Source organism: Burkholderia sp. MSMB1835 (assembly GCF_001526365.1).
Classification (GTDB): domain Bacteria; phylum Pseudomonadota; class Gammaproteobacteria; order Burkholderiales; family Burkholderiaceae; genus Burkholderia.
On sequence record NZ_LOYP01000018.1, the window covers coordinates 287679 to 308111 of the forward strand.

Genomic DNA, 20433 nt, shown 5'->3' on the forward strand with positions numbered 1-20433 from the left:
AACTCGGCATGCCGGGCCCGCACGACGTCGAACGGCAGGCGAGCACGCCGCCGTTCGTCGCGGTCCGGCGCAGTCCCGTCGCGCCGTCGCGGCCGCTCGTCTACCTGTCGCGGCAACACGATGCCGCGCTCGTCGATTCGCTCGCGTCGCGCGGTTGGGAGGTGTGGTGCGCCAAAACCGTGGCGGACGCGCAGAATCTCGCCAAGGCGAACCGTCCGCATGCGGGCATCGTCGATTTCGGCAGTTTCGCGTCGCCGGACGTCGCGTCGTTCGAGGCGCTGCTGCGCGACCCGCGCGTCGGCTGGGTCGCGCTCGCCGACGGCGAGCGGCTGCGCAACATCACGATCGCGCGCCTGATCCGCCGTTGCTGCTTCGACTACGTGCGCCATGCGACGGCCTACACGACGATCGGCTATCTCGTCGGCCACGCATACGGGATGCTCGAGCTCGCGGACGGCGGCCCGGCCGCGGAGGCGCCGCCGCCCGGCGGCGCGATGATCGGCGCGTGCGACGCGATGCGCCGGCTGTTCGCGACGATCCGCAAGGTCGCGCGCACCGAGGCGACCGTGTTCATCGCCGGCGAGTCCGGCACCGGCAAGGAGCTGACGGCGGCGGCGATCCACCGGCAGTCGTCGCGTGCCGACGCACCGTTCGTCGCCGTCAACTGCGCGGCCATCCCGACGATGCTGGTGCAGGCCGAACTGTTCGGGCACGAGCGCGGCGCATTCACCGGCGCGCACCAGCGCAAGATCGGCCGCATCGAGGCCGCGCACGGCGGCACGCTGTTTCTCGACGAAATCGGCGACATGCCGTTCGAGAGCCAGGCGAGCCTGCTGCGGTTCCTGCAGGAGGGCACGATCGAGCGGCTCGGCGGGCATGCGTCGATTCCGGTCGACGTGCGGATCGTGTCGGCGACCCACGTCGATCTCGAAGCCGCGATGCGGGCCGGGCGATTCCGCGCCGACCTTTACTACCGCCTGTGCGTGCTGCGTATCGACGAGCCGCCGCTGCGCATGCGCGGCCGCGACATCATGCTGCTCGCCGATGACGTGCTGCGGCGCTATCGCGGCGACGGCGCGTACCGGATTCGCGGCTTCACGCCGTGCGCGATCGAGGCGATCCACAACTATTCGTGGCCCGGCAACGTGCGAGAGCTGATCAACCGGATCCGCTTCGCGGTCGTGATGACGAACGGCCCGCTGATCTCGGCCGCCGATCTCGAGCTGCGTCCGTACACGTCGCTGCGGCCGCCGACGCTCGCGCAGGCGCGCCGGCAGGCCGAGCGGCACGCGATCGAGGCAACGCTGCTGCGTCACCGCCACCAGCATGCGGACGTCGCGGCCGAACTGGGCATCTCGCGTGCGACGCTGTACCGCCTGATGATCGCGCACGGGCTGCATGGCTGACGCGCCGCTGCGCGCGTGCGCTCAAGACCTCGCGGCGGCGGCCGTTAAAACATGAAACGGCCCGGCCGGAACGCGTGCATCGACGTGCGCGCGTTCCGGCACGCGGCGCATCACGCTCATCCGAGGTCATCGTGGCAGAGTGCAGTCAGTGCGGCAGGACGTTCCTGGTCGGCGGGCGGTCGATCGACGGCCGCCGCTATTGCGGTTCGGTGTGCGCTCAGGCGCATCCGGTCGTCGTCGAGGCCGAACGCGTGCCCGACGCGAAGGTCCGGCAGTACGTCGACGACTGGCGCTACGGGCCCTGTCCGGTCTGCCTGCGCGAAGGGCAGCCGGTCGACGTCCACGCGTCGCATCGCGTCGTCTCGCTCGTGTTCGTCACGCGCTGGGCCACGCGGCGCCACGTGTGCTGCCGCCGCTGCGGCCGCCGCAAGCAGGCGATCGCGCTGCTCGCGTCGGCCGCGCTCGGCTGGTGGGGGCTGCCGTGGGGGATCGTGCTGACGCCGATCCAGCTCGCGCGCAACCTGCAGGGCCTGGCCGCGCGCGATCCCGAGGCCGCGACGCCGCAGTTCGAGGCGCTCGTGCGGCGCAAGCTGGCCGCCCGCCGGCTCGCGCGCGCGGAGCGGGGCGCCGGCGCCTGATCGCGCCGTCAGGCCGGCCGGTCGAAGCCCGATGCGGCCCAGCGCTCGGCGCTGGCCTTGTTGAGCTTGAACCCGGCCGACACCTTCGCTTCGGCCAGCAACTCGCCATACGGATCGAACGCCTTGAGCTGCGCATACGGCTCGAACTCGTCCGGCACGATGTCGAGCGTCACCGACACATCCTGCCCGGCTTCGTCCTGCACCGTCACTTCCTTGTGCAGCATCGCGCGCCGCTGCTGTTCGTGCCGCATCAGCACTTCGGTCGCGGTCTTCACGAGCGTGCGGAACGCGTTCGCGTCCATCGGCTTCGGGTTCTTCTTGTCGCGGCCCATGGTCCACGGCCCGACGAGCGCGGGTTCGGACTCGCCGTCCTTGACCATCTCGACGGCCCAGCCGTCGTCGTCTTCGTTCTTGATGATGCGGGCCGTCCAGCCGTTGTCGCGCCAGAGGCCGTCTTCGTGGATAGAGGTGTCGTCGGATTGCAGGTCGGAATCGGTCATGAGGCAAGCGGGGAGGTCGGGCAAGCCGGTGTCGGGGCGGCGGCGCGCGGCCGGCATCGGCGCGTCGCTCGCCGCCGGCGGCCCGGGGTGGCATGCAAACGCGCAATTTTACCTGCTGGCCGGCCGCGCGGCGCGCCAAGCCGGCCATCGGGCCGATGCCGCGACGGTCGCCCGCCGGCCGCCGGCCGTTGAACCGACGCAAATATCAAACCCGTATTACGCCTTCGGCGGCCAATTCGTACGCCGTCCGATATCGCGCGCGCGCATACGTTCATAGAATCGACCTTCAGGCTAAAAATCGCCTGAATGTCCTTCAACGCTCAACCGGGTGCGCGCGTTCCGCGTGGCGCGGCCGGTGAACCACCAGGAATTCCGCATGAGGAAATTCAATGTTCGCATCGTCTTCGCATACGACTGGCCATTGACGCTGGCCGGTATCGAGCAGATCGCAGGCGGCGCCTGCGCGATCGAGCTCGCCGCGGTCTACCGGAGCGCGGCCGAACTGGTCGCATCGCTCGGCGGCATCGATTGCGACGTCGTGCTGGTCGACTATGCGATTCGCGGCGACGAGCAGATGGATGGCCTCGCGCTGTTCGACTGGCTGCGTCGCACGCGGCCGAACGTCGGGATCGTCGTGCTGGTCGCGAACGAGAACCCGCTGATCTTCCGGTCGATCTTCGCGATCGGCGGCGTGAGCGTCGTCAGCAAGCTCGACGAGGTCGGCCATATCGTCACGGCGATTCATTCGAGCTACAGCGGCGCGACCTACCTGTCGCCGTCCGTGCGTCGCGCGGTCGATGCGCTCGGCACGCGCGGCGACACGCACGTGAAGCTGTCGGCGCGCGAAATCGAGGTGATTCGCCTGTATCTGTCGGGCGTGCCGATCAAGACGATCGCGCAGCGCCTGAGCAAGGGCAAGCAGACGGTCAGCGCACAGAAGATCAGCGCGATGAAGAAGCTCGGCGCGAGCAACGACGTCGAGCTGATCCAGCGCGCGGCGGGGCTGGGGCTCGGTAGCGGCGAGGCCGCGCTGCGGGCGGGCAGCGCGGCGTGAGTGCGGGGCGGCGCGCCGTCAAGCCGGCAGCGCGAATCGCGTCACCGCGTCGCGCAGCGCCTCGGCCTGATCGCGCAGCGAATGCGCGGCCGCCGCGGCCTGTTCGACGAGTGCCGCGTTCTGCTGCGTGACCTGATCCATCTCGCCCACCGCGCGGTTGACCTGCTCGATCCCGGCGCTCTGCTCGCGCGACGCGTGGCTGATTTCGTCGAGGATCTCGTTCACGCGCCGCACCGACTGCACGATCTCGGCCATCGTCTCGCCCGCATGCGTGACGAGCGTCGCGCCGTGCTGGACCGTCTCGTTCGACGACACGATCAGCGACTTGATCTCCTTGGCCGCCGTCGCCGAGCGTTGCGCGAGCGAGCGCACTTCGGCCGCGACCACCGCGAAGCCGCGGCCCTGTTCGCCCGCGCGCGCCGCTTCCACCGCCGCGTTCAGCGCGAGGATGTTGGTCTGGAACGCGATCCCGTCGATCACGCCGATGATGTCGCCGATCTTGTGCGAGCGGTCGGTGATCTCGTTCATCGTGCGCACGACGTCGTCGACCACCGCGCTGCCGCGCGTCGCGACCTGCGCGGCCTGGCCCGCGAGCGACGCGGCCTGCTCGGCGCTGTCCGCGTTCTGCTTCACGTTCGCGGTCATTTCGTCCATGCTCGACGCGGTTTGCACGAGCGCGGCCGCCTGTTGCTCGGTGCGCTGCGACAGGTCCGTGTTGCCGGATGCGATCTCGCTCGCGCCGACGTTGATGTTCTCGGTGCCCGCCCGAACGCGCGACACCATGTCGATCAGCCCGCCCTGCATCGTATGCAACGCATGCAGCAGGCTACCGCGATCGTCGTGCTTCACGCTCACGCGCGCGGTCAGGTCGCCCTGCGCGATGCGCCGCGCGGCGTCGAGCGCCGCTTCGAGCTCGCCGCCGAGGCTCGCGCGCACGCTTTTCAGCACCAGCACCATCACGGCCGTCGCGATCGCGCCGAGCACGGCCGTCATCGCGAGCCAGCGGCCGATGCTCGCGAGCACCGCCGAGCGCACGTCGTTCATGTACATGCCGGTCACCAGATACCAGTCCCACGGCGCGAAGCGCTGCACGGCGCTGGTTTTTTCCTGCGGCTTGTCCGCACCCGGCTTCGGCCACAGATATTCGACGAAGCCCTTGCCGCCGTCCGCGTTGCCGGCCTTCACGATCTCGACGAACAGGTGCTTGCCGTTCGGATCGGTGAAATTCGACACGTCCTTGCCGTTGAGCTCGGCCTTGATCGGATGCATCACGATCACCGGCTTCGAATCGTTGACCGAGATATAGCCGTCGGCGCCGTAGCGCATCGCGGCGATCGCCTCGAGCGCCTTCTGCTTCGCCTCGGCTTCCGGCATCGCGTTCTGCTGCGACAGCTTGTAGTAATGGTCGGTCACGCTCGCGGCCTGTGCGACCAGCGACGCAAGCTGGTCGCGGCGGTCGGCGATCATCGACGCGCGGGTCTGCCATGCGCCGAGCCCGGCGATCACGAGCAGGCCAAGCCACAGGATGACGATCATCGAGGCGAGTTTCTGATTCAGGGAAAGATTGCGCATGGTATGAGGTCGGTCAGTCGAGGAAGCTCGCCGGGACGGCGTGACGGGGTAAGTGTCTTGACGGCGCGCGATGCGCGGCGCTGTAGGCGGGAAATCCCTTAGAGGGCGTTGCGAAATTAAACGGGAGCCGTGTTGGACTTTTTTAGCAAGTCGAGCAGCGAGGGGCTGGAAGGGCCGGATGTCAACGGGAATGGATAAACGACGGAAGCAGCAATGAAAGTGGAGATGATTGGGTTACCGGAAAGTATGGCGATCCATGTCAAGAAGGTAGGCGAATTGCTTGCCAAGGCTCATATGGCCAGCGTGGCAATCGGTACACCGCCGCGCGCGTATGGTGTGCTTGCCGCGCTGCGGCTCGCGAAGCTGATCCAGTCGATTCGCTCGATGCAGGCAACCGTGCCGATCACGATCGTATGCCACAGCCAAGGGAACATGGTCGGCCTTGCTGCGGCATTCTTCGGCGACGCGATGTCCGAAGTGGAAGACCCGTGGGGGAACAAGGGACGTTGCGTGGCGGATGCCTATGTGCTGGCGAATCCGCCGTATAGCTTCGCGAACACACACGGTAAGGGAGTGAACGAAGCCGATACATTCATGGACAATTGGTCACAACGGCAAGCGAAGGACGTCAAGGGCAATCGCGGGCGGCAAACCTACGAGGCCCGCACTAAGACATTCGGAAAGTTTCTGTCGATCATCCGAACGCGCGCGGCCTACGAACTGCCGGCGAACAAAATCGATGAAGACATGGCAAACGACCGGGTGTCGCCGACGAGCAATAAGGCGTATGTGGCGCAGGACGACCGCGTGCGGCACGGTCTGAATGGATCGACTTATGGTCGCGTCACATTGTATTGCTGCCCCCACGACCAAGTTATTTCAGCACTGACTGTGCAGGGTATCGGCTGGCGCGGAATCGGCAAGGACGAATTGAGTGCGATTGGGGCGTCGGGTGTTCTGACACAGCGAGTTTTCGCGTCAGGTTTCGATGTCGGCGTGCCGGGACCGTATCACTACTGGAATAACGATTGGCGGCACGGCAAGAATGGCACGAAGCCGGGATTCTGGTATCCGCCTTCACCCCCTGCGAAATACACCGTGGTCGGTGCGTTGAAAGGGAATGAAACTGTATGGGGGACGCTTGGCACTATCGCGAGTGCCCCAATTCTCAGTATCGTTACCCTCATCACATCGTCGCGAAAAATGATGCGCGTGAATGCCGACCCTCATAAGGATTGGGTGGTGGTCGCCGATGCGCCGGCCCTTGATGAACCGTTCTCGCCGAAGGCGTTACGATTCGGTAAGCCGATTGAAACACACGACGGCGATGCGAAGAGCGACTTCAACGAAGGAATCGACGCCCCGGCCGCGTGGCGGGATGCGAGCAAGGCCGATGCAGAAAAACGGGCCGATGATCCATACGATCAGTACAAGCCGGAGAACAAGGCAAGCATCGCACAAGGCACGGCGGATTCGGAAGCCGGCCAGCGCTACGAAGATCGTGCAATCGTGCGGATGGAAGCACGACGCGCGAAGAATGCGGCGTGGGTCGATAGCGACGGTCATGTGGTCGGGGAGGATGGCAAGAGCGATGCGCCCGAAGGCTATATGGATTGGCGCAACGAACGGATCAAGGACATTCTTGACGCCGGCAAAGAGAATAATCCAACGAACCATTCCACCACGATGACGAACCCGGAGCATGCACGGAAGGCGCTTGCGTATGATGTTGCCATTGGCCTGTGCTATCTGACGGACAAGCAAATCAAGGCGCTGCGCATTGAGGCGGATTGGCGGATGGGGGACGGCATTCCGTTCGAGAACCCAAACAAGAAGTACGCCGGCTATTTCGAGAAGGGGCAACTCGACCGCCAGCCAATGCACGTATGGGCACACGGCAAGGATAGTGAAGGCAAGATGCCCGACACAATCGTGGATGAACGTGAAGGCCAGTTTTATCTCAGCGTCGGGGGTGTGGTATGAAGGTGCTGATCGCCACATGGCCGCGGCGTGCCGCCGTCGCGGCTTTGGTGTGGTTGATCGCGGCCCTACTCATGGCCTCGCTGATGGCACACATCGAGCCACCAGAACCGACACATTTGGCAATAGGAGAATGGATGAAACGATTCATAGTTTTGCCCGGATTAGCGGCGCTTGCGGTGTTTCTGTTTACCACTGCGATGATGCGCTCGGCGCAAGCCACACCTGCACCGACGCCGACAGAGAGTGCGGCGCAAGCAACCGAAGAATCCGCGAAGCCATTTGTCGCACAGGTTGTCGGGCTGATTTGGTTAAATCCGCTCGAACGCAAGGACTATCCGACCGAATGGCAATTGTTGTGGGCGCAAGGACTTGCCGCACCGAACAAGAATGACGATATGGTTCGCACTGATCCAAAGTCGTTCACGACACTGCAATCGGTGGCAGGCATCGCATACGGCAACGAAGGCGAAGAAACGTTCAAGGGCTTTTATCATAAGTACATCAACAAGACGCTTGGGCTGATGCGTTCCCGTTATGCGATGAATGCAAAGTACTTCTATACGGTGAAGCCGGACAACCCAAAGGATTGGCGCGAGCTCGCCGGGATTCGCGTCGAGATCGCAATACCCCCAAGGCTCGATGCGACCTACGCCAAAGCAACCTGGACCCAAGAGATTATCGAATACTTCGAAATCGGCCCGCCGTCCCCGAAGACGCTCTGGAGTCGCGACACGCCCCCCGATGTGCAAATCACACAGGGCGGCGCGAATGTTGGCTTCACGTCGTTGAACAAGGCGTTGAACTACTTGCAGGCGAATCCCGACAAGAGCGTGTGGCTCATGAACTGGGACGCTCCCAGTTTCCCACCGAAAGATGCACAGATTAACGAAAACCTTGTCGTGCTGTTCCTCGCCGGTCCGAACTTCAACACGGAGCGCGAACCACTCGCATGGATCGGCAAGGCTGCAACAGGGAACGCGAAGGACTTTTCGCCGAAGGTCGGTACGACGCGTGCCGTGCAGGCGTGGAAGGCGACTATCGATCACGCGGCGCGCAATGCCGGTGTCGCCGTCCCAGACTTGAAGTACATCATTCACGATGCAGGTAAAGGCAGTAATGCGGCCTCTAACCGCCTTGTCGGCCTGTCGCAAACGCTCACCGAAATCCTGCCGGAATACGATCACAAGAAGCAGACGTTCAACACGGCGGCCCTGCTTGGCGACATGGGAACCGGTAGTGCGTTGACCGGCGTTGCGCTCGCAATCGGCCGAATCAATCACTTCGGCGGTAACGCACTGGTTGCCGGGACAACCGACGCCGAGCATCCGGTCGCGGTCGTCGTCACACCGCCGTCGAAGCTGACAGCGATCGACCCGGACAAGGACTGGTTCCGGGCGCGTGGTGGGAACGATGCTTACTTGCCATGGTGGGGACGCCGGCACGATACCGATTACGGGATGCAGGGTTATTCGTGGTGATGTAGTCAGCGCGGCGCGCAGATGATGTGTGTTGCGCCGGATCATTCGGGAGACTGAGGGTATGCGGGGAATTGTCCGGGTAGACGATGCACATACCCACGGCGGCCGGGTCGAATCCGGAGCCGGTACGAGCAAGGTAATGGGGCGCGCGGTCGCTCGCATCGGCGACACGTGTTCATGTCCGATTCACGGTGCTTGCGTGATCGTCGATGGCGATCCGGAATTCAAGGTTGAAGGCCAAGCCGCCGCGTTCGACGGCCACAAGACGTCATGCGGTGCCGAATTGATTTCATCCCTTTCGACTTCCGGGCGTGTTTGAATGCGGAAGCCCCGACGTATGAGCGCCGAGCAGTTCCGCGGATCAAGCCGTTGAACGCGAGTGAGCGTTGCATGAGATTTGCGTCCGGCGCCCGGGCAGCGGCGCGGACACTAAACCGAAAGGAGCCAACGATGCGGATTCTGGTGGTAGGGGCCGGCGCGGTCGGCGGGTACTTCGGCGGCCGGCTGGCCGCGGCAGGGCGCGACGTGACGTTCCTGGTGCGCGACGGTCGCGCGGCTGCGCTTGCACGCGACGGGCTACTGATCCGCAGCCCGCGCGGCGACCTGACGCTCGCGAACGTGCAGACCGTGCGCGCGGGCGACGCGGGTGCCGGCGTCGCGCCGTTCGACCTCGTGCTGCTGAGTTGCAAGGCGTACAGCCTCGACGACGCGATTGCGTCGTTCGCGCCGTTCGTCGGCCCGCAGACGCTGATCCTGCCGATGCTCAACGGGATGCGCCACCTCGACGTGCTGCGCGAGCGCTTCGGCGCCGCGCAGGTGCTCGGCGGGCTGTGCGTGATCGCGGCGACGCTCGATCGCGAGCAGCGCATCGTGCACCTGAACGACACGCACGGCGTGACGTTCGGCGAGCTTGCCGGCGGCGAATCGCCGCGCGTGCGCGCGGTGGCCGACGTGCTCGGCGGCGCGGGCTTCGACGCGACGCTCAGCGACGATATCGCCGCGCGGATGTGGGAGAAGTGGGTGTTCCTCGCGACGCTCGCCGCGAGCACGTCGCTGTTTCGCGGCTCGATCGGCGACATTCTCGCGGCGCCGGACGGCCGCCGCCTGCTCGAAACGATGCTCGCCGAATGCAGCGCGATCGCCGAACACAACGGCCACCGGCCCGACTCGTCGGCCAGCGAGCGGATGCAGCGGATGGTGCTGACACCGTCGCCGTTGACCGCGTCGATGCTGCGCGACGTCGAGAATCATGCGCGCGTCGAAGCCGATCACGTGATCGGCGACCTGCTCGCGCGGCGCGACCCGCAGGCGGCCGATGCGTTGTCGCTGCTGCGGATCGCGTACAACCACCTGAAGACGTACGAGGCGCGCACGGCGCGCGAGCACGCGGCGACGTAAGCCGGTGCGGCCGGCCGCCGCGCCGTTGCGCGCTGCAACAAATTTGCCGTCCGGCGCCGTTTACGGCCGGATCGTGCAAAAAAGTATCGGAAATCAGGCGTAAAGTTGGTGGAGCCGCGCGCTCGATCGACCTACATTGCTTCCCATGCGACCGGTCCGCATCGCCGCGCGAAACCGCCGGCGGACGCGCGAACGAGCCGAACAGGCCGGCCAGCGATACATGGGAATGGAGACGCCAACATGATGCACCCCGATCTCGAAGTGGTCGAAGTGCGACGCGACGAGTCGTTCAAGGTCTGGTCGCACGGCTATCCGTATCGCACGATCCGCTGGCACTTCCATCCCGAATTCGAGCTGCACCTGATCGTCGCGACGCACGGCAAGTATTTCGTCGGCGATCACATCGGCTCGTTCGGCCCCGGCCACCTCGTGCTGCTCGGCCCGAACCTGCCGCACAACTGGGTCAGCGACATGGCCGAAGGCGAAACCGTCGAGCGGCGCAATCTCGTGATCCAGTTCGATCCTTCGTTCGTGCGCCGCTGCATGGACGCGTTTCCCGAATGTCGCGACGCGCAGACGCTGCTCGACGATGCGCGGCGCGGGGTCGGCTTCGACGCGGCGACGAGCGCCGCGATCGCCCCGCTGTTCGACGCGTTGCTGACCGCGCGCGGCATGCACCGCATCGCGCTGTTCATGACGATCCTCGAGCGGCTATGCGGCGCGGCCGAACGCACGCTGCTCGCGAGCCCCGCATACGACCAGGCCGACGTCACGCCGACGCGGCTCAGTCACGCGCTGTCGTATATCGGCAAGAACCTCGCATCCGAGCTGCGCGAATCCGATCTCGCGCAACTGACCGGGCAGAGCGTCAGCGCGTTCTCGCGCGCGTTCCATCGCCACACGGGCATGCCGTTCGTCCAGTACGTGAATCGTCTGCGGATCGAATCCGCATGCCAGATGCTGCTCGCCGACGACGCGAGCATCACCGACGTCTGTTTCCAGGCCGGCTTCAACAACGTGTCGAACTTCAACCGCCAGTTCCGCGCGGTGAAGGGCATGGCGCCGTCCGAATTCCGCGCGCTGCAGCGGCTGAACGCGCGCAGCCGCGAGCTGGCGCTGCATGCGGCGCCCACCGGTAACCCGCTGCCGCCGCGCGTGCTGACGCCCGGCGCGCCCGAACTCGCGCCGCAGCCCGGATGATCGCCGGGCCGCCGCCCGCCCGAGTTTGCTCCGTCGTTTTACCCAGCCGATCGCGTCGCTCACGTCGCGAGGGGCGCATTCACCCACGAAAAAGCCGCACACAATTCAGGAGACACCGTCATGACGCACGCATCGCCCGTTTCATCCCCCCGTCGCGCCGCCCGCGTGGCGGCCGCTGCCGCGCTCGCCGTCGCGGCCCTGTTGCCCGCCGCCGTCGCGCACGCCGCGCCGCTGCGGATCGGCATGACGTTCCAGGAACTGAACAACCCGTATTTCGTGACGATGCAGAAGGCGCTGAACGACGCGGCCGCGTCGATCGGCGCGCAGGTCGTCGTCACCGACGCGCATCACGACGTCAGCAAGCAGGTGAGCGACGTCGAGGACATGCTGCAGAAGAAGATCGACATCCTGCTCGTGAACCCGACCGATTCGACCGGCATCCAGTCGGCGATCACGCAAGCGAAGAAGGCGGGCGCGGTGGTCGTGGCCGTCGATGCGAACGCGAACGGCCCGGTCGATTCGTTCGTCGGCTCGAAGAATTACGACGCGGGCGTGATGTCGTGCGAATACCTCGCGAAGGCGATCGGCGGCAGCGGCGAGGTCGCGATCCTCGACGGCATCCCGGTCGTGCCGATTCTCGAACGCGTGCGCGGCTGCAAGGCCGGGCTCGCGAAATTCCCGAACGTGAAACTCGTCGACACGCAAAACGGCAAGCAGGAGCGCGCGACCGCGCTGTCGGTCACCGAAAACATGATTTCCGCGCATCCGAACCTGAAGGGCATCTTCAGCGTGAACGACGGCGGCTCGATGGGCGCGCTCGCCGCGATCGAGGGGTCCGGCAAGGACATCAAGCTGACGAGCGTCGATGGCGCGCCCGAGGCGATCGCCGCGATCCAGAAGCCGAACTCGAAGTTCGTCGAGACGACCGCGCAGTTCCCGGCCGACCAGGTGCGCATCGCGCTCGGCATCGCGATCGCGCGCAAGTGGGGCGCGACGGTGCCGAAGGCGATCCCCGTCGACGTGAAGGTCGTCGATCGCGGCAACGCGAAGGGTTTCAGCTGGTGAACGACGCGCGACGCGACGCGAAAGGCGGCGGCGTGGCCGACGCCTGTCGCACGGAGAAGCCGATGGACACGATACTCAGGCTCAGCCACATCACGAAAAGCTTTCCCGGCGTGAAGGCGCTGTCCGACATCGATCTGGAGATCGCGCGCGGCGAGATCCATGCGCTGCTCGGCGAGAACGGCGCCGGAAAATCGACGCTGATGAAGATCCTGTGCGGCATCCACCAGCCGGATGCCGGCACGATCGAGATCGACGGCGCGGCGCGCCATTTCGCGGACTATCGCGACGCGGTCGCGGCCGGCGTCGGCATCGTGTTCCAGGAATTCAGCCTGATTCCGCACCTCGATGCCGTCGACAACCTGTTCCTCGGCCGCGAGTTGCGTACGCGTTGGGGGGCGCGCGACCGCAAGCGGATGCGCGCGGCGGCGGCGGCCATCTTCGCGCGGCTCGGCGTGGCGATCGATCTCGATGCGCCGATCCGCGCGCTGTCGGTCGCGCAGCAGCAGTTCGTCGAGATCGGCAAGGCGCTGTCGCTCGACGCGCGCATCCTGATCCTCGACGAACCGACGGCGACGCTCACGCCGGCCGAGGCGGAGCACCTGTTCGCGATCATGCGCGAGCTGAAGCGGCAGGGCGTCGCGATGATCTTCATCTCGCATCACCTCGACGAAATTTTCGCGGTGTGCGACCGCATCACGGTGCTGCGCGACGGCCAGTACGTCGCGACGACCGATGTCGCACGCACCGACGTCGAGCAACTGGTGCGGATGATGGTCGGCCGCCGGATCGAAAGCAGCTTTCCGCCGAAGCCGACGCTGCCGGCCGACGCGCCGGTCGTGCTCGAGGTTCATGCGCTGCAGATCGAGCGCGACGGTCCGGTGAACAGCTTCGCGCTCCGCGCCGGCGAGATCCTCGGCTTCGCGGGGCTGGTCGGCTCGGGTCGCACGGAAACCGCGCTCGCGGTGATCGGCGCGACGCGCGCGCATCGCAAGGAACTGCGCGTACGCGGCGCGGCGGCGACGCTCGCCGATCCGGCCGACGCACTGCGCGCGGGCATCGGCATCCTGCCGGAAAGCCGCAAGACGGAAGGGCTCGTCACGTCGTTCTCGATCCGCGACAACATCTCGCTGAACAACCTCGGCAAGTACCGGTCGATGCGCTGGCTGATCGACCGGCGCAGCGAGGCGCGCACGACGCACGACGTGATGCGGCGCGTCGGCGTGAAGGCGCCGTCGATCCACACCGAGGTCGCGACGCTGTCCGGCGGCAATCAGCAGAAGGTCGTGATCGCGCGCTGGCTGAACCATCACACGTCGGTGCTGATCTTCGACGAGCCGACGCGCGGCATCGACGTCGGCGCGAAAGCCGAAATCTACGGGCTGATGCGCGAACTCACCGCGCGCGGCTACGCCATCATCATGATCTCGTCCGAATTGCCGGAAATCGTCGGCATGTGCGATCGCGTCGCCGTGTTCCGGCAGGGCCGCATCGAGGCGACGCTTGCCGGCGACGAGATCGATCCCGACACGGTCATGACCTATGCCACGGCCGGCACGCGAGGAGCGACCCATGAACCTGCCTGATTCCTCTTCCACGCCTTCCACGACGCTCGCGGCCACGGCCGCCGATGCGCCGCCGCCCCGCGCGATGTGGGCCCAGTTGCGCCGCTCGACGCTGTTCTATCCGCTCGTGGGTCTCGTCGTCGTGTGCATCGCGATGATGATCGCGAGCCCGAGCTTCCTGTCCGCCGCGAACCTCGAAAACGTGCTGCGCCAGGTCTCGATCAACGCGATCATCGCGGTCGGCATGACCTGCGTGATCCTGACGGGCGGCATCGACCTGTCGGTCGGCTCGGTGATGGCGCTGTCGGGCACGCTCGCGGCCGGGCTGATGGTCGCGGGCGTCAACGCGGCCGCCGCGCTGGGGATCGGCATCGCGGTCGGCCTGGGCTTCGGTTTCCTGAACGGCGTGTTCGTCGCGTTCGCGGGGATGCCGCCGATCATCGTCACGCTCGCGACGATGGGCATCGCTCGCGGCCTCGCGCTGATCTACACGGGCGGCTATCCGATCGACGGGCTGCCCGACTGGGTCGCGTTCTTCGGCAGCGGCAAGGTGCTCGGCATCCAGGCGCCGGTGCTGATCATGCTGGCGATCTATGCGATCGCGTGGCTGTTGCTCGACCGGATGCCGTTCGGCCGCTACGTGTACGCGATCGGCGGCAACGAGCAGGCGACGCGGCTCACCGGCGTGCGGGTCGCGCGCGTGAAACTGATCGTCTACACGCTGGCCGGCGTCACGTCGGCGCTCGCCGCGATCGTGCTGACCGGGCGCCTGATGAGCGGGCAGCCGAACGCCGGCGTGGGCTTCGAACTCGACGCGATCGCGGCCGTCGTGATGGGCGGCACGTCGATCTCGGGCGGGCGCGGCGCGATCCTCGGCACGCTCGTCGGGGCGCTGCTGCTCGGCGTGCTCAACAACGGGCTCAACATGATCGGCGTGAACCCGTACGTGCAGAACGTGATCAAGGGCGGAATCATCCTGCTCGCGATCTACATCAGCCGCGAGCGATCGCGGTAACGATCGATCCATCGATTATCCGAATCAATTGAAAAGAGACAACTCATGACGACACCCGAAGCCCAGCCGCGCATGACCGCGGTCGTCTGCCACGGCCCCGAGGACTATCGCGTCGAACAGGTCGCGAAGCCGCGCCCCGGTACGAACGAGCTCGTGATCCGCATCGCCGCGTGCGGCATCTGCGCGAGCGACTGCAAGTGCTATACCGGCGCCAAGATGTTCTGGGGCGGACCGAGCCCGTGGGTGAAGGCGCCGGTGATTCCCGGCCACGAATTCTTCGGCCATGTCGAAGCGCTCGGCGACGGCGCGGCCGAGCATTTCGGCGTGGCGATGGGCGACCGCGTGATCGCCGAGCAGATCGTGCCGTGCGGCAAGTGCCGCTATTGCAAGTCGGGCCAGTACTGGATGTGCGAGGTGCACAACATCTTCGGCTTCCAGCGCGAAGTCGCCGACGGCGGCATGGCCGAGTACATGCGCATTCCGCCGACCGCCATCGTCCACAAGATCCCGCTTGGCGTATCGCTCGAGGATGCGGCGATCATCGAGCCGCTGTCGTGCGCGATCCATACGGTGAATCGCGGCGACGTCCAGCTCGACGACGTCGTCGTGATCGCGGGCGCGGGCCCGCTCGGGCTGATGATGACGCAGGTCGCGCACCTGAAGACGCCGAAGAAACTCGTCGTGATCGACCTGATCGACGAACGGCTCGAACTCGCGCGGCAGTACGGCGCCGACGTGACGATCAACCCGCGGCGCGACGATGCGCGCGAGATCGTCCGCGCCCTCACCGACGGCTACGGTTGCGACGTCTACATCGAGACGACCGGCGCGCCGGTCGGCGTGAACCAGGGGCTCGACCTGATCCGCAAGCTCGGCCGCTTCGTCGAATTCAGCGTGTTCGGCGAGGATGCGACCGTCGACTGGTCGATCATCGGCGATCGCAAGGAGCTCGACGTGCGCGGCGCGCATCTCGGGCCATACTGCTATCCGGTCGCGATCGACCTGCTCGCGCGCGGGCTCGTCACGTCGAAGGGCATCGTCACGCACGGTTTCGCGCTCGAGGACTGGGACGACGCGATCCGCGTCGCGAAATCGCCCGAATCGATCAAGGTGCTGCTGAAGCCGGCCCGCTGACGGCCGGCGTGCGCCTCACCGGAGACATCATGGAATACGTCATAGGCGTCGACATCGGCACGCAGAGCACCAAGGCGCTGCTGGTCGACCGGCACGGCACGATCGTCGCGCGGCGCTCGGCCGGTTACCAGCCCGATACGCCGCGCCCGCTGTGGGCCGAACAGTGGCCGCAGGTGTGGTTCGACGCGGTGCTCGACTGCATCGCCGGCTGCGTGAGCGACGCGCGCGCGCAGGGCGTGCCGGCCGATGCGATCCGTGCGGTGTGCGTGAGCAGCCTCTACGGCGGTTCGGGTATCCCGGTCGACATCGACATGCGGCCGCTGCATCCGTGCCTGATCTGGATGGACCGGCGCGCGACCGCGCAAGTCGACTGGGTCGACGAGCACGTGAACGTCGAGCGGCTGCGCGTGATCACCGGCAATGGCGTCGACAGCTACTACGGGTTCACCAAGATGCTGTGGCTGCGCGACCAGCGGCCGGACGTATGGGCGAACGTGCGCTATTTCCTGCCGCCGAACGCTTACGTGATCTACCTGCTGACCGGCGAAGTGGCGGTCGACCACAGTTCGGCCGGCAATATCGGCGGCGTGTACGACGTCGCGCGCCGCGAGTGGTCCGACGACGCGCTCGACATGCTGGGCATTCCGGCGACGATGATGCCCGAACGGCTGGTCGATTCGACGGACGTCGTCGGCGGCCTGCTGTCGCAATGGACCGCGCAACTCGGGCTGCCGGCCGGCACGCCCGTCGTCGCGGGCGGCGTCGACGCGGCGGTGGCGACCTTCGCGGCCGGCGCGACGCGTGCCGGGCAGCACGTCGCGATGATCGGCACGAGCATGTGCTGGGGCTACGTGAACCGGCATGTCGATGCGCGCCACGGCCTCGTGAGCATGCCGCACGTGTTCGACGGGCAGCGCGACCTGTACGTGTTCGGCGGCGCGATCGCGGCCGGCGCGTCGGTCGCGTGGTTTCGCGATCAGTTCTGCCACGCGGAAATCGATGCGGCGCGCCTGCTGCCGCACGGCGATCCGCACGCGCTGCTCGAGGAGGCGGCCGAGCGTGTGCCGGCCGGCGCCGACGGCGTGCTGTTCCTGCCGTATCTGATGGGCGAGCGCAGCCCGGTGTGGGATGCGAAGGCGAGCGGCGCGTTCGTGGGGCTGAGTCTCGCGCATACGCGTGCGCATCTTTATCGTGCGGTGCTCGAAGGCGTCGCGTTCGCGTTGCGCCACAACATCGAGGCCGGCCGCCGCGGCGCGGTGGCGCTGGACGATCGGTTGATCGTCGTCGGCGGCGCCGCGCATTCGGCGCTGTGGATGCAGATCATCGCGGACGTGACGGGCTTCCCGGTGTGGACGATCGAGCAGGACGTCGAAGCCGCGATGGGCGCTGCGCTGCTCGCGGGGGTCGGCGCGGGGCTCGTGTCGCGCGACGACGCGCAAGGCGGCTGGGTCACGCTCGTCGAGCGCGCACGGCCCGATGCCGACCGCGCGAAAACATACGACGCGCGTTTTTCACTGTACACGGCGCTGTATCCGGCACTCAAGCCGATCATGCACAGGCTGGGCACACCATCATGAACACACGATTCGATTTCGGCGGGTCAACGGTGCTCGTCACGGGCGCATCGAGCGGAATCGGCCGCGCATGCGCGGTCGCGCTGGCGCACGCCGGCGCGCGCGTCGTCGCGGCCGGGCGCGACATGGCCGCGCTCGACACGCTCGCCGGCGAGATTGCGTGCGAGACGTTGCGCATGGACGTCGGCGGCGACGAACACGCGATCGATGCCGCACTCGCTGCATACGATGCGTTCGACGGTCTCGTCAATTGCGCGGGGATCGCGTCGCTCGAACCGGCGCTCGATGTCGGCGCCGCGGATTTCGATCGCGTGATGGCCGTCAACGCGCGCGGCGCGGCGCTCGTCGCGCGGGCCGTGGCCCGAAAGATGATCGAGCGCGACGGACGCGGCGCGGCGCACGCACGGGGCAGCATCGTCAACGTGTCGAGTCAGGCCGCGCTCGTCGGCTTGCCCGCGCATCTGAGCTATTGCGCGTCGAAGGCGGCGATGGACGCGATCACGCGCGTGCTGTGCATCGAGCTCGGGCCGCACGGCATTCGTGTGAACAGCGTGAACCCCACCGTCACGCTCACGCCGATGGCGCAGTTCGCATGGAGCGAACCGGAGAAGCGCGCGCCGATGCTGGCCGCGATCCCGCTCGGCCGGTTCGCGGAGCCGGACGAAGTCGTCGAGCCGATCCTGTTTTTACTGAGCGAGGCGGCGTCGATGATCAGCGGCGTGTCGTTGCCGATCGACGGCGGCTATACGGCACGCTAGACCGCAGTCGCGCAAGGCGCAAGGCGCAAGGCGCAAGGCGCGAGTCGCGTTCGCGGAGCGGCCGCGCGCGGCTAGACCGGATCCTTGCTCGGCGGTCCGTCCGGCTGCTGCGGGTTGTCGTGATGATGACCGGGCGGCGACGAGAACGGATCGTCTTCCGGATCGCGGTTCGGGTCGGCCGGTGGCTCGGGCGTCGGGGTCGTGTGATCGCTCATGGAGAACTCGCGCGGTGCGTGACGGCGGCGGCGCGGCGGACGCGCCTCGTCTCCGTTATAGCCAATCGGGCGCGGGTTTGCAGCGGGATTCTTGCGGCGGGTGGTCGATCGCCGGCGAAATCCGCTCATTGGCGGTGTTCGGTCGGGATCTTGCCGGCCCGCGCAATCGACGTCAGCGCAAATCCGCCGGTGTATCGACGTCGCGCAGGATGCCGGGGTCGTCGACGTCGAGTAGTGTCACCGGCGCGCTGGCGAGCAGCGCGCGGGCGCCCGTGTCGCCGTCGAGGGCGGCGAGCGCATCGAAATGGTGCGCGGCGAAACCGACCGGGTGGCCGCGCATGCCGCGATGCGCGGGCGCGACGATCGACGCGTGGTCGGCCTCGAGCGCGCGCGTGACCGTTTCGTAAGTGGACGCCGCGATCCACGGCATGTCGCCGAGCGCGACGAGCCAGCCGCTCGCGTCGGGCGTGGTGCGGACGCCGGCCGCGAGGCTCGCGCCCATGCCGCGCAACGCGTCGGGTGCATAGACGACCTGGCAGCCGGCTTCGTTCAGCAGGATCGCAAGCTCTTCGGCGCCGGGACGCACGACGGCGATCACGTCGGCGGTGGCGGCCGCGAGACGGCGGGCGGCGGCGACCGCCACCGGCGTGCCGTCGGGAAGCCGGGCGAGCAGCTTGCTGTGCAGGCCGCTCGGGTCGAAGCGTTGACCAAGGCCGCCGGCGAGCAGGACGCCGGTGGCGAGTGACGCATAGGACATCGGCGCGAGGGGAGTGAGGCAGGTGCTGCGATTGTGCGGGAGCACGCGGGGATCGGCAAGTGAGGATGTTACCGGGTCACGCGTGTCGGATCGGGAAAACCGTCATCGCGACGATACGTCGAGCATGCTTTCGTCGACAGGACCGTAAATTGCGTGCGATTCGTTCTGCATGACGGCCCAATGGCGATCGCCGAACGAGAGATCGACGAACCCTTCGTGCGACTCCCGCAGGGCGATCGACCGGACGGCGGGATCGGAGAGCGGTATCACGGTAACTGGCCAATGGCGCGAGGACGGTTGCGGGCCACGCGCCGATATCGAATGGGGCGGCCGCGGTCGTTTTGGTCAGACGAATCGCCAATATGCCAGAGCCTGGCGGAAGGGGCGCCGCGGTTCGGCCCACGGGCGGGCAACGCTCACCAGAGCGTCTTGACGTGCGCGTACGCGCGGATTTTTTCGTCGCGGGTGACGAGCGGCGCGCCGAGCCGCCGCGCGGTCGCGACGATCATGCGATCGGCCGGGTCCTTGTGGAACGTGCCGGGCAGGTCGGTGGATTTCGCGGCGATGTCGGCATCGACCGGCACGAAGCGCATGCCGTCGATCTGCGCGACGGTGGCGAGCCATGCGTCGACATCCATCGTCAGTGCGAGGCGGTCGTTGCGCACCAGCATCGCAATTTCCCACGCGGAGATGGCGGATGCGGCGAGCGCGCCTTCGCTCCGGGCACGATCGATCGCGCTTCGCGCCTTCCTGCTGAGCGCAGGGTCGCCCGCTACCCACCACACCAATGCATGCGTATCCAGCACGATCACCGCGACGCCTCCCAATCATCTTCCGCAATCGGATCGAGAGGATTGTCGTAGCGCATGACCGAACCGCGCAATATGTCCAACGGCTGAGTTTCGCGCGAGCGATACGGCCGGATCTCGAGCGTCGGTTTGCCGTGGTCGGTGACGATCAGGCTTTCGCCCGACGCCTCGACGAGCCGGAAGTACTCGAGTGCGCGAGCCTTGAATTCGGATTTCGATACGGGAGCGTGCGGCATCATGATATGAGCATGGTCATTTGACGATGGTCATTTTAGACTCGCCTTTCGACGCGGCGCAAGCGCCGGGGCGTGACTG

Annotated in this window: 20 protein-coding genes; 14 read left to right on the forward strand and 6 right to left on the reverse strand. The window is 66.7% G+C overall.

The window, feature by feature from the left end:
* Window positions 1–8: 8 nt before the first annotated feature.
* The gene (locus WS96_RS09075; RefSeq protein WP_059832031.1) at window positions 9–1406 is read left to right on the forward strand and encodes a sigma-54 dependent transcriptional regulator; all 1398 of its coding nucleotides are present in this window, start codon (window positions 9–11) and stop codon (window positions 1404–1406) included.
* Window positions 1407–1537: 131 nt separating this feature from the next.
* Window positions 1538–2044 carry a hypothetical protein gene (locus tag WS96_RS09080; RefSeq protein ID WP_059832033.1) on the forward strand — a complete coding sequence of 169 codons (507 nt, stop codon included), beginning with the start codon at window positions 1538–1540 and terminating at the stop codon, window positions 2042–2044.
* An 8-nt stretch (window positions 2045–2052) separates the two neighbouring features.
* Here the strand turns inward: WS96_RS09080 and WS96_RS09085 are convergent, their stop codons facing one another.
* Window positions 2053–2544 (reverse strand): hypothetical protein, encoded by a 492-nt coding sequence (locus WS96_RS09085; RefSeq protein WP_027781097.1) that lies wholly within the window; start codon window positions 2542–2544, stop codon window positions 2053–2055.
* 376 nt (window positions 2545–2920) lie between these two features.
* On the opposite strand from WS96_RS09085, the gene WS96_RS09095 reads away from it, so the two are divergent.
* A complete protein-coding gene (locus tag WS96_RS09095) occupies window positions 2921–3598 on the forward strand; it encodes a response regulator transcription factor (RefSeq protein ID WP_059832150.1) in 678 nt (225 codons plus the stop codon).
* An 18-nt stretch (window positions 3599–3616) separates the two neighbouring features.
* On the opposite strand, the gene WS96_RS09100 is transcribed toward WS96_RS09095, so the two are convergent.
* Window positions 3617–5170 (reverse strand): methyl-accepting chemotaxis protein, encoded by a 1554-nt coding sequence (locus tag WS96_RS09100; RefSeq protein WP_059832035.1) that lies wholly within the window; start codon window positions 5168–5170, stop codon window positions 3617–3619.
* Window positions 5171–5464: 294 nt separating this feature from the next.
* On the opposite strand from WS96_RS09100, the gene WS96_RS09105 reads away from it, so the two are divergent.
* The 11 genes from WS96_RS09105 to WS96_RS09150 all read left to right on the forward strand — a co-directional run bounded on the left by WS96_RS09105 (window position 5465) and on the right by WS96_RS09150 (window position 18337).
* Window positions 5465–7153, forward strand: coding sequence for a T6SS effector phospholipase Tle3 domain-containing protein (locus tag WS96_RS09105; RefSeq protein ID WP_441294147.1), 1689 nt, complete (start codon window positions 5465–5467; stop codon window positions 7151–7153).
* Entirely contained in the window at window positions 7150–8631 is a 1482-nt protein-coding gene (locus WS96_RS09110; protein WP_179949930.1) for a virulence factor, read from the forward strand. The genes WS96_RS09105 and WS96_RS09110 overlap by 4 nt, the downstream gene beginning before the upstream one ends.
* 61 nt (window positions 8632–8692) lie before the next feature.
* A complete protein-coding gene (locus WS96_RS32110; protein ID WP_082720230.1) occupies window positions 8693–8950 on the forward strand; it encodes a PAAR domain-containing protein in 258 nt (85 codons plus the stop codon).
* A gap of 131 nt (window positions 8951–9081) precedes the next feature.
* Window positions 9082–10029 carry a 2-dehydropantoate 2-reductase gene (panE, locus tag WS96_RS09115; protein WP_059780616.1) on the forward strand — a complete coding sequence of 316 codons (948 nt, stop codon included), beginning with the start codon at window positions 9082–9084 and terminating at the stop codon, window positions 10027–10029.
* Window positions 10030–10269: 240 nt separating this feature from the next.
* Window positions 10270–11229 carry an AraC family transcriptional regulator gene (locus WS96_RS09120; RefSeq protein WP_059502649.1) on the forward strand — a complete coding sequence of 320 codons (960 nt, stop codon included), beginning with the start codon at window positions 10270–10272 and terminating at the stop codon, window positions 11227–11229.
* Between the two features lie 120 nt (window positions 11230–11349).
* Entirely contained in the window at window positions 11350–12294 is a 945-nt protein-coding gene (locus WS96_RS09125) for a substrate-binding domain-containing protein (RefSeq protein ID WP_059832037.1), read from the forward strand.
* Window positions 12295–12356: 62 nt separating this feature from the next.
* On the forward strand, window positions 12357–13877 hold the full coding sequence (locus WS96_RS09130) for a sugar ABC transporter ATP-binding protein (protein ID WP_059832153.1): 1521 nt from the start codon (window positions 12357–12359) through the stop codon (window positions 13875–13877).
* On the forward strand, window positions 13864–14871 hold the full coding sequence (locus tag WS96_RS09135; RefSeq protein ID WP_059832039.1) for an ABC transporter permease: 1008 nt from the start codon (window positions 13864–13866) through the stop codon (window positions 14869–14871). The genes WS96_RS09130 and WS96_RS09135 overlap by 14 nt, the downstream gene beginning before the upstream one ends.
* 45 nt (window positions 14872–14916) lie before the next feature.
* Window positions 14917–16005, forward strand: coding sequence for an alcohol dehydrogenase catalytic domain-containing protein (locus tag WS96_RS09140; RefSeq protein ID WP_059832041.1), 1089 nt, complete (start codon window positions 14917–14919; stop codon window positions 16003–16005).
* A 29-nt stretch (window positions 16006–16034) separates the two neighbouring features.
* Complete coding sequence (locus tag WS96_RS09145) at window positions 16035–17582, forward strand: FGGY-family carbohydrate kinase (RefSeq protein WP_059832154.1); 1548 nt, start codon at window positions 16035–16037, stop codon at window positions 17580–17582.
* Window positions 17579–18337 carry an SDR family oxidoreductase gene (locus WS96_RS09150; RefSeq protein WP_059823152.1) on the forward strand — a complete coding sequence of 253 codons (759 nt, stop codon included), beginning with the start codon at window positions 17579–17581 and terminating at the stop codon, window positions 18335–18337. The genes WS96_RS09145 and WS96_RS09150 overlap by 4 nt, the downstream gene beginning before the upstream one ends.
* A gap of 71 nt (window positions 18338–18408) precedes the next feature.
* Here WS96_RS09150 and WS96_RS34040 read toward each other — a convergent pair whose 3' ends face one another.
* The 4 genes from WS96_RS34040 to WS96_RS09175 form a co-directional block, all read right to left on the reverse strand.
* Entirely contained in the window at window positions 18409–18552 is a 144-nt protein-coding gene (locus tag WS96_RS34040; RefSeq protein WP_179949931.1) for a hypothetical protein, read from the reverse strand.
* A 172-nt stretch (window positions 18553–18724) separates the two neighbouring features.
* Window positions 18725–19309, reverse strand: coding sequence for a nucleotidyltransferase family protein (locus WS96_RS09160; protein WP_059832045.1), 585 nt, complete (start codon window positions 19307–19309; stop codon window positions 18725–18727).
* A gap of 416 nt (window positions 19310–19725) precedes the next feature.
* Window positions 19726–20121: a type II toxin-antitoxin system VapC family toxin gene (locus WS96_RS09170; protein WP_034206140.1), complete on the reverse strand. Its 396-nt coding sequence runs from the start codon at window positions 20119–20121 to the stop codon at window positions 19726–19728.
* Complete coding sequence (locus WS96_RS09175; protein WP_034204466.1) at window positions 20118–20357, reverse strand: type II toxin-antitoxin system Phd/YefM family antitoxin; 240 nt, start codon at window positions 20355–20357, stop codon at window positions 20118–20120. The genes WS96_RS09170 and WS96_RS09175 overlap by 4 nt, the downstream gene beginning before the upstream one ends.
* Window positions 20358–20433 lie beyond the last annotated feature (76 nt).